The 9,187-nt window shown below is 69.0% G+C and carries 8 protein-coding genes; all 8 read left to right on the top strand.

Annotation, left to right across the window (positions count from 1 at the left end; translation table 11 throughout):
• The first annotated feature begins 220 nt into the window (after window positions 1–220).
• On the top strand, window positions 221–1,252 hold the full coding sequence (gene argC, locus AC1DBQ_RS19145; protein WP_476930014.1) for an N-acetyl-gamma-glutamyl-phosphate reductase: 1,032 nt from the start codon (window positions 221–223) through the stop codon (window positions 1,250–1,252).
• Window positions 1,249–2,415, top strand: coding sequence for a bifunctional glutamate N-acetyltransferase/amino-acid acetyltransferase ArgJ (argJ, locus tag AC1DBQ_RS19140; RefSeq protein WP_476930013.1), 1,167 nt, complete (start codon window positions 1,249–1,251; stop codon window positions 2,413–2,415). Before argC ends, argJ begins: the two co-directional genes overlap by 4 nt.
• A gap of 25 nt (window positions 2,416–2,440) precedes the next feature.
• Window positions 2,441–3,373 carry an acetylglutamate kinase gene (argB, locus tag AC1DBQ_RS19135; RefSeq protein ID WP_476930012.1) on the top strand — a complete coding sequence of 311 codons (933 nt, stop codon included), beginning with the start codon at window positions 2,441–2,443 and terminating at the stop codon, window positions 3,371–3,373.
• A gap of 92 nt (window positions 3,374–3,465) precedes the next feature.
• A complete protein-coding gene (locus AC1DBQ_RS19130) occupies window positions 3,466–4,731 on the top strand; it encodes an acetylornithine transaminase (RefSeq protein ID WP_476930015.1) in 1,266 nt (421 codons plus the stop codon).
• Window positions 4,728–5,768, top strand: a complete 1,041-nt coding sequence (gene argF, locus AC1DBQ_RS19125) for an ornithine carbamoyltransferase (protein ID WP_476930011.1) — start codon at window positions 4,728–4,730, stop codon at window positions 5,766–5,768. The genes AC1DBQ_RS19130 and argF overlap by 4 nt, the downstream gene beginning before the upstream one ends.
• Complete coding sequence (locus tag AC1DBQ_RS19120) at window positions 5,768–6,301, top strand: arginine repressor (protein ID WP_091249947.1); 534 nt, start codon at window positions 5,768–5,770, stop codon at window positions 6,299–6,301. Before argF ends, AC1DBQ_RS19120 begins: the two co-directional genes overlap by 1 nt.
• A 144-nt stretch (window positions 6,302–6,445) precedes the next feature.
• Window positions 6,446–7,651 carry an argininosuccinate synthase gene (locus AC1DBQ_RS19115; RefSeq protein WP_476930010.1) on the top strand — a complete coding sequence of 402 codons (1,206 nt, stop codon included), beginning with the start codon at window positions 6,446–6,448 and terminating at the stop codon, window positions 7,649–7,651.
• Window positions 7,652–7,707: 56 nt separating this feature from the next.
• Entirely contained in the window at window positions 7,708–9,138 is a 1,431-nt protein-coding gene (gene argH / locus AC1DBQ_RS19110) for an argininosuccinate lyase (RefSeq protein WP_476930009.1), read from the top strand.
• Window positions 9,139–9,187: the final 49 nt, after the last annotated feature.

Genomic DNA, 9,187 nt, shown 5'->3' with positions numbered 1-9,187 from the left:
ACAAGTGCCTCCGGACCCGGCGACAACACCCCCCGGATCATCAGTGACAGGGCAGGAAAGTCATACCGGGTCCAGCGACCATGTCCCCGACGGTCGGGAACCCAATAAATGTAACGGGCTAGGGGCCGCATCCGCACGCATTCCGGGGTTCATCCGGACACAGGCGCATGAATGCATAAATATCGGCACCTATGCATACTCTTGCTGTATAGTCGTGCTTATGACTATTTCTGTTGCCGTTTCCGGGGCGAGCGGCTATGCCGGCGGCGAGGTCCTGCGGATCCTTGCCGGTCATCCCGACGTCACCATCGGCGCCATCACGGCCCACAGCAACGCCGGTTCCAGACTAGGGGAATTGCAGCCGCATCTCCATGGCCTGGCAGACCGGATCCTTGAAGACACCACGGTGGACAACCTGGCAGGGCACGACGTMGTGTTCCTGGCGCTTCCGCACGGGGCGTCCGCGGAGATCGCGGCCCGGCTTCCGGCCGGAACCGTGGTGATCGACGCCGGGGCGGACCACCGCCTCGAGGACCCGCAGGCCTGGGAGAAGTTTTACGGCTCCGCGCACGCCGGCACCTGGCCCTACGGACTCCCCGAACTGCCCGGCCAGCGCGACGCCCTGCGCGGCGCAACCCGGATCGCAGTCCCGGGCTGCTACCCGACGTCGGCCCTGCTGGCCCTCACGCCCGGCTTCAGCAGCCACCTCCTGGAAGGCGACGACGTCGTGATCGTCTCCGCCTCCGGCACCTCGGGGGCCGGCAAGGCCGCCAAGGTGAACCTGATCGGCGCCGAGGTCATRGGCTCCATGAGCCCCTACGGTGTGGGTGGCGGACACCGGCACACCCCGGAGATCGAACAGGGACTGTCCAAGGCCCTGAACGCCCCGGTCACCGTGTCCTTCACGCCCACGCTCGCCCCGATGAGCCGCGGCATCCTCACGACGGCGACGGCGAAGGTGCGTTCGGGAGTCACCGCCGAGGAGTTGCGCCGCGCCTGGAGCGAGGCCTACGACGACGAACCGTTCGTGCACCTGCTCCCCGAAGGCCAATGGCCCTCCACCAAATCGGTCCAGGGATCCAACCACACGGTCATGCAGCTTGCGTTCGATGAGCACACCGGCCGCGTGATCGTGTGCTGCGCMATCGACAACCTGACCAAGGGAACCGCCGGCGGGGCCGTGCAGTCCATGAATATTGCCCTCGGCCTGGCGGAAGACGCCGGCCTCAACCTCCAGGGAGTCGCACCGTGAGCATCACCGCACCGCAGGGATTCCGCGCCGCCGGCGTCACCGCCGGCCTCAAGACCTCCGGCAAACCGGACCTGGCACTCGTGGTCAACGACGGCCCGTCCAAGGCCGCCGCGGCGGTCTTCACGTCCAACCGCGTCGCCGCGGCTCCCGTGCACTGGTCCCGCGAAGTAGTCAAGGACGGCCGCGTCGACGCCGTCATCCTCAACTCCGGGGGAGCGAACGCCTGCACCGGGCMCCAGGGCTTCCAGAACACGCACACCACGGCCGAGAAGACCGCCGAGGCGCTGGGTGTCTCGGCCACCGACGTCGTGGTCTGCTCCACCGGACTGATCGGCGAGCAGCTGCCMATGGACAAAATCCTGGCCGGGATCGGTTCCGCCACCGCCGGCCTGGCCGCCGACGGCGGGGCAGCGGCGGCCACCGCGATCATGACCACCGACTCGGTGTCCAAGCAGGCCGTCTTCACCGKCACGGACGCCGAAGGCAACGAGTTCACCATCGGCGGCATGGCCAAGGGCGCCGGCATGCTGGCCCCGGGCCTCGCCACCATGCTGGTGGTCCTCACCACGGACGCCGACGTCCAGCCGGAAATGCTCGACGTCGTCCTCCGCGACGCCACCCGGGTCACCTTCGACCGGGCAGATTCCGACGGCTGCATGTCCACCAACGACACCGTGGTGCTCCTGGCCTCCGGTGCCTCCGGTACCGTGCCGTCCGCTGTCGAGTTCGGTGCCGGACTGACCGAGGTCTGCGCCGAGCTGGCACGCAAACTGATCGGCGACGCCGAGGGCGCCAGCCACGATATCGCGATCCGGACGTTCAACGCTGCKAGCGAGCGGGACGCCGAGACCGTCAGCCGTGCCGTCGCCCGCTCCAACCTGTTCAAGACCGCGATTTTCGGCAAGGACCCCAACTGGGGCCGCGTGCTGTCCGCCGTCGGCACCACCGACGCGGCGTTCGAACCGGACCAGCTCAATGTGTCCATGAACGGCGTCCAGATCTGCCGCAACGGCAGCATCGGCGACGATCGGAACCTCGTGGACCTGGAGCCGCGCGAGGTCCTCGTCGAGATCGACCTGCAGGCCGGCGAGGCCGAGGCCACGATCCTCACCAACGACCTCACCCACGACTACGTCCACGAGAACAGCGCCTACTCAAGCTAGGCCCTTCCGGGAAGGGACGAACAGCATGAACACCCAGACACGCKAGACCACCTCCATGTCCGAGGCCCGCGACAAAGCAGCCACGCTGATCGAGGCGCTGCCCTGGATCCAGCGCTTTGCCGGCACCACCATGGTGATCAAGTACGGCGGCAACGCCATGGTCAACGACGARCTCCGCCGCGCCTTCGCAGAGGACGTCGTCTTCCTGCACCACGTCGGCATCCACCCCGTGGTGGTGCACGGCGGCGGCCCGCAGATCAACACCATGCTCAGCCGGCTCGGGATCGAATCCGAGTTCAAGGGCGGCCTGCGCGTCACCACGCCCGAGGCCATGGACGTGGTCCGGATGGTCCTCACCGGCCAGGTGGGACGCGAACTCGTGGGGCTGATCAACTCCCACGGCCCGTACGCCGTCGGCATGTCCGGCGAGGACGGCGGCCTGCTCCGCGCCGTCCGTACCGGCACCGTGGTGGACGGCGAAGAGGTAGACCTGGGCCTGGTGGGCGAGGTCGTCGGGGTCAACCCGGAAGGCATCCTGGACATCGTGGCCGCCGGGCGGATTCCCGTGATCTCCACCGTCGCCCCGGAAATCCACGACGACGGGTCCACCACGGGGCAGGTACTAAACGTCAACGCGGACACGGCGGCGGCAGCGGTCGCGTCGGCGCTKGGTGCATCCAAGCTGGTCATCCTGACCGATGTCGAAGGCCTCTACGCCAACTGGCCGGACCGGTCCTCGCTCATCTCGTCGCTGACCGCTTCGGAGCTGCGCGAACTGCTGCCGCGCCTTGAGTCCGGCATGATCCCGAAGATGGCGGCCTGCCTGAAAGCGATTGACGACGGCGTCGAGCGCGCCCACATCGTTGACGGCCGGCTGCCGCACTCGATGCTGCTGGAAACCTTTACGACCGCMGGCATCGGCACCCAGGTMGTCCCGGACGAGGCAGTGAACGCATAGTGAGCAGCACTGAACTGAGCCATTCCGCCGAAGGCCGCAGCAGCGATGGGGGGCCGGGTGTGGTCGGGCACCGCGAAGCGGGCGGGGCCCCCATCGCTGCGGAGGCCGCCGCAACCACAATTGTCTCCAGCAGCAGCGGAGCCGACTGGCTCTCCCGCTACTCATCCTCCCTGCTGGGCGTCTTCGGCACCCCGCAACGGGTCCTGGTCCGCGGCGCCGGCTGCCTCGTGTGGGACGCCGACGGCAAGGAGTACCTCGACCTGCTCGGCGGGATCGCGGTGAACGCCCTGGGCCACGCCCACCCGTTCGTCACCTCGGTGATCTCCAGCCAGCTCGCCACCCTGGGCCACGTCTCCAACTTCTTCACGAGCCCCACCCAGATCGCCCTGGCCGAAAAGCTGCTGGAACTGTCCAAGGCGCCGGCCGGCTCCAAGGTGTTCTTCGCCAACTCCGGCACCGAGGCCGTCGAGGCGGCCTTCAAGTTGGCGCGCCGGAACACCGGCGCCAGCCGCGCCGCAGCCGAGGAGGGCGCAGCACAGCCGCGCACCAAGATCATCGCGCTCGAGGGCGCCTTCCACGGCCGCACCATGGGCGCCCTCGCGCTGACCGCCAAGGAGGCATACCGGGCGCCGTTCGCGCCGCTGCCCGGCGGCGTCGTGCACGTTCCGTTMGGTGACATCGAGGCCCTTCGCGCCGCGGTGGACGACACCACCGCGGCGGTCTTCCTCGAACCGATCCAGGGCGAGGCCGGCGTCCGGCCGCTGCCCGCCGGCTACCTCAAGGCTGCCCGCGAGGCCACGAGCGCCGCGGGCGCGCTGCTGATCCTCGACGAGGTCCAGACCGGCATCGGCCGCACCGGCAAGTGGCTGGCCAGCGAGGACGCCGGGATCGTGCCCGACGCCGTGACGCTCGCCAAGGGACTGGGCGGCGGCTTCCCGATCGGCGCCCTGGTGACCTTCGGCCCGGAAATCTCAGCGCTGCTGACGGCCGGCCAGCACGGGACCACGTTCGGCGGCAACCCGGTGGCCACCGCGGCCGCTCTCGCCACTCTGCACGTCCTCGAAAGCCAGGATGTCCTGGCCCACGTCCGGGCCGTGGGGGAGCACCTCCGCGCGGGCCTGGCCGGGATCGACGGCGTGACCGAGGTCCGCGGCGAGGGGCTGCTGATCGGCTTCGATCTCGACGCCGACGTCGCGCCCGGCGTCGTTGCCGCCGGGCTCGACGCCGGGTTCATCGTCAACAGCCCGGGCCCGCGCACCATCCGGCTGGCACCGCCGCTGATCCTGACCACCGATCAGGCCGACCGCTTCCTCGCGGCGCTGCCCGCCCTCCTCCAGACCGCAAAGGACGCCCAGTGAGCGCAACTGACATTTCGACAAGACCCGTCCGCCACTTCCTCAAGGACACGGACCTCAGCCCGGCCGAACAGGCCGAGGTCCTCGAGCTCGCCGCCCGGATGAAGGCCGCGCCGTACACCGTCCAGCCCTTCGCCGCGGCGGCCAGCGGCCGCAAGACCGTGGCTGTCATCTTCGACAAGACCTCCACCCGGACCAGGGTCTCCTTCGCCACCGGCATCGCGGACATGGGCGGCAATCCGCTCATCATCAACCCGGGCGAGGCACAGATCGGCCACAAGGAATCGGTCGAGGACACCGCCAAGGTGCTCGAACGCATGGTCTCCACCATCGTATGGCGCACMGGCGCGCACGCCGGCCTCGTCGCCATGGCCGAAAACTCGCGCGTTCCGGTCATCAACGCCCTCTGCGATGACTACCACCCGTGCCAGCTGCTCGCCGACCTCCTGACCATCAAGGAACACAAGGGCGGACTCAACGGCCTGACCATGGCGTACCTGGGCGACTCCGCCAACAACATGGCCAACTCCTACCTGCTGGCCGGCGTCACGGCGGGCATGAACGTCCGCGTCGCCGGCCCGGACGGGTACCTGCCGTCCCCGGAGATCATCGCCGCCGCCGAGGACCGCGCCGCGGAGACCGGCGGCTCCGTGCTGGTGACGATCGACCCCGCCGAGGCCCTCCTCGGCGCCGACGTCGTCGCCACCGACACGTGGGTGTCCATGGGCCAGGAAGCGGAAAAGGAAGCGCGGATGAAGCTGTTCCGCAACTATTCCGTGGACGCCGACGMCATGAAGCTCGCGGCGCCGGACGCCGTCGTGCTCCACTGCCTGCCGGCCTACCGGGGCTACGAGATCGCTGCGGACGTCATTGACGGCCCGCAGTCGGTGGTCTGGGACGAGGCCGAAAACCGACTCCACGCCCAGAAGGCCCTCATAGCGTGGCTCATGCACCGCTCAGGCCTGGCGGTTGTTGACGGGCTCGCGCCGGTCGATGGGCCGGCGCAAGTCGACGGGCTGGCGCCGGTGGGCCCGGCCTGATKTCCGTCCAGCCAGCCTCTCCGGGGGCCAGCCCGGCCACCAAAACGGCCCGGCAGGCGCGGATCACGGCGATCCTCACGGGCGAATCGGTCCGGTCGCAGGCCGAGCTCGCGGCGCTGCTCGCGGACGACGGCGTCCAGGTCACCCAGGCCACGCTCTCCCGCGACCTCGTGGAACTCGGCGCGGTCCGGGTCCGCGGCAAGGACGGCGTGCTGGTCTACGCCGTCCCGGGGGAGGGCGGCGAACGGGCCGCCAAAAGCGGTGTCACCCAGGAAATCCTCGACGCCCGGCTGAGCCGGCTGTGCGGGGAACTGCTCGTCACCGCCGAGGCCTCGGCCAACCTCGTGGTGCTCAGGACCCCGCCGGGCGCCGCGAACTTCCTGGCCCTCGCGATCGACCACTCCGTGATGCCCTCGATCCTGGGCACCATCGCGGGGGACGACACCGTCCTCCTCGTCACCCGGGACCCCCTGGGCGGCGCCGACGTCGCCGCCCGCTTCCTGCAGTTCGCCGAGGAAGCCGGCAGCCAATAGCGCCGCGGCCAACGCAGGATTGGGTCTGCGGTGGGCCTGTGACAGGCTTTCAGCAGACACGATTTCCGCACTAGTTTTCCCCGACAGTTCTTCCGCATTCTTCCCAGACAACTGCATCAACCAAACAACTAAGGAGCATTTCAAGTGACTGAGCGTATTGTTCTGGCCTACTCCGGCGGCCTGGATACTTCCGTAGCCATCGGCTGGATCGGTGAAGCCACCGGCGCCGAGGTCATCGCCGTGGCCGTCGACGTCGGACAGGGCGGCGAATCCCTGGAAACCATCCGCCAGCGCGCGCTGGGCTGCGGCGCCGTCGAGGCCTACGTGGCCGACGCCAGCGACGAGTTCGCCAACGAGTACTGCGTCCCCACACTGAAGGCCAACGCCCTCTACCAGGGCCACTACCCGCTGGTCTCCGCCATTTCCCGCCCGGTGATCGTCAAGCACCTGGTMAAGGCAGCCCGCGAATTCGGTGCCACCACCGTGGCCCACGGCTGCACCGGCAAGGGCAACGACCAGGTCCGCTTCGAGGTCGGCATCCAGACCCTCGGCCCGGACCTGAAGTGCATCGCCCCGGTCCGCGACCTCGCCCTGACCCGCGACAAGGCCATCGCCTTCGCCGAGGAAAAGGGACTGCCGATCGAGACCACCAAGAAGAACCCGTACTCGATCGACCAGAACGTCTGGGGCCGCGCCGTCGAAACCGGCTACCTCGAGGACATCTGGAACGCCCCCACCAAGGACATCTACGACTACACCGCCACCCCGGAATTCCCGCCGGCACCGGATGAAGTCACCATCTCCTTCGAGGCCGGCGTGCCCGTCGCGATCGACGGCGTCAAGGTMACCCCGCTGCAGGCCATCAAGGAACTCAACCGCCGCGCCGGTGCCCAGGGCGTCGGCCGGATCGACGTCGTCGAGGACCGCCTGGTGGGCATCAAGTCCCGCGAAATCTACGAGGCCCCCGGTGCCATGGCGCTGATCACCGCACACAAGCACCTCGAGGACATCACGATCGAGCGCGAGCAGGCCCGCTTCAAGGCCACCGTCGGCCAGCGCTGGGCCGAGCTGGTCTACGACGGCCAGTGGTTCTCCCCGCTCAAGCGCTCCCTCGACGCCTTCATCGAAGACACCCAGCGCTACGTCTCCGGCGACATCCGCATGGTCCTGCACGGCGGCCAGGYGATCGTCAACGGCCGCCGCTCCGAGACCTCGCTCTACGACTTCGACCTCGCKACCTACGACACCGGCGACACCTTCGACCAGTCCATGGCGCGCGGCTTCATCGAGCTGTGGGGCATGTCCGCCAAGGTCGCCTCCGGCCGCGACATCCGCGTCGCCGGAAAGTGAGTCAGCAGCAGGGCCCACGGGCGCAGGGGTCCCCGGTMGAGCGAAGCGAGGCTGGGGTGCGCCCGGGGACAAAGTCCGAAGCTACCAATACGGGTGCGCTGTGGGGCGGCCGGTTCGCCGGCGGCCCTGCGGACGCCCTCGCGGCGCTGAGCAAGTCCACGCATTTTGACTGGCGGCTGGCCCGCTACGACATCGCCGGGTCCAAGGCGCACGCCCGCGTGCTGCACAAGGCAGGGCTGCTGGACGACGCCGAGCTCGAGGGCATGCTGGCCGCCCTGACGCGGTTGGACGAGGACGTCGCGTCCGGGGCCTACACACCGGCCGAGTCCGATGAGGACGTGCACGGTTCCCTGGAGCGCGGCCTGTTCGAGCGCGCCGGGACCCAGCTCGGCGGCAAGCTCCGCGCCGGCCGGTCCCGCAACGACCAGGTGGCCACCCTGGGCCGGATGTTCCTGCGGGACCACGCCCGGATCATCGCGCGCGGCGTGCTCGCCACGATCGATGCTCTCGTGGACCAGGCCAAGGCCCACCGTGGTGTGGCCATGCCCGGCCGTACCCACCTCCAGCATGCCCAGCCGGTGCTGCTGAGCCACCACCTGCTGGCCCACGCCTGGGCGTTGCTGCGGGATGTGCAGCGGCTGGCCGACTGGGACAAGCGCGCCGGGGTTTCGCCCTATGGCTCGGGTGCCCTGGCCGGATCCTCGCTGGGCCTGGACCCGGAGGCCGTCGCCGCGGAACTGGGCTTCTTCTCGGCTACGCACAACTCGATCGACGGCACCGCGTCCCGCGATGTCTTCGCTGAGTTCGCCTGGATCACGGCCATGATCGGGGTGGACTTGTCCCGGGTCTCGGAGGAAGTGATCCTGTGGGCCACGAAGGAGTTCTCCTTCGTCACCCTGCATGATTCCTACTCCACCGGCTCCTCGATCATGCCGCAGAAGAAGAACCCGGACGTCGCCGAGCTCGCGCGCGGTAAGGCCGGGCGTCTGATCGGCAACCTGACGGGCCTGCTGGCGACGCTCAAAGGCCTGCCGCTCGCGTACAACCGCGACCTGCAKGAAGACAAGGAACCKGTCTTCGACGCCGCCGACAMCCTGGAAGTGCTGCTTCCGGCCGTGTCCCGCATGATCGCGACCCTGAAGTTCAACACCGAACGGATGGAAGCGCTGGCGCCGCAGGGCTTCGCGCTGGCCACGGACATTGCCGAATGGCTGGTCCGGCAGGGTGTTCCGTTCCGCGAGGCGCATGAGCTCTCCGGTGCCGCGGTGAAGCAGGCCGAAAGCCGCGGCGTCGAGCTCTGGGACCTGACGGACGCGGAATACGCCGCCATCTCGGAGCACCTGACGCCGGAGGTCCGCACGGTCCTGTCCACCGAGGGTTCGCTCAACAGCCGCAACTCCCAAGGCGGCACCGCACCGGCGGCCGTCGAGCGCCAGCTGCTGGCACTTGAGGGCGAGCTCGACGCCGTCCGGGAGTACGCGGGGTAGTAACTCTCGCCACCCGGGCGTCTACCACTGAGTTGGCACTTCACGGCGC

The organism is Arthrobacter sp. 10T413_2 (assembly GCF_056394205.1).
This window is presented reverse-complemented; position numbering and strand designations above follow the sequence as displayed.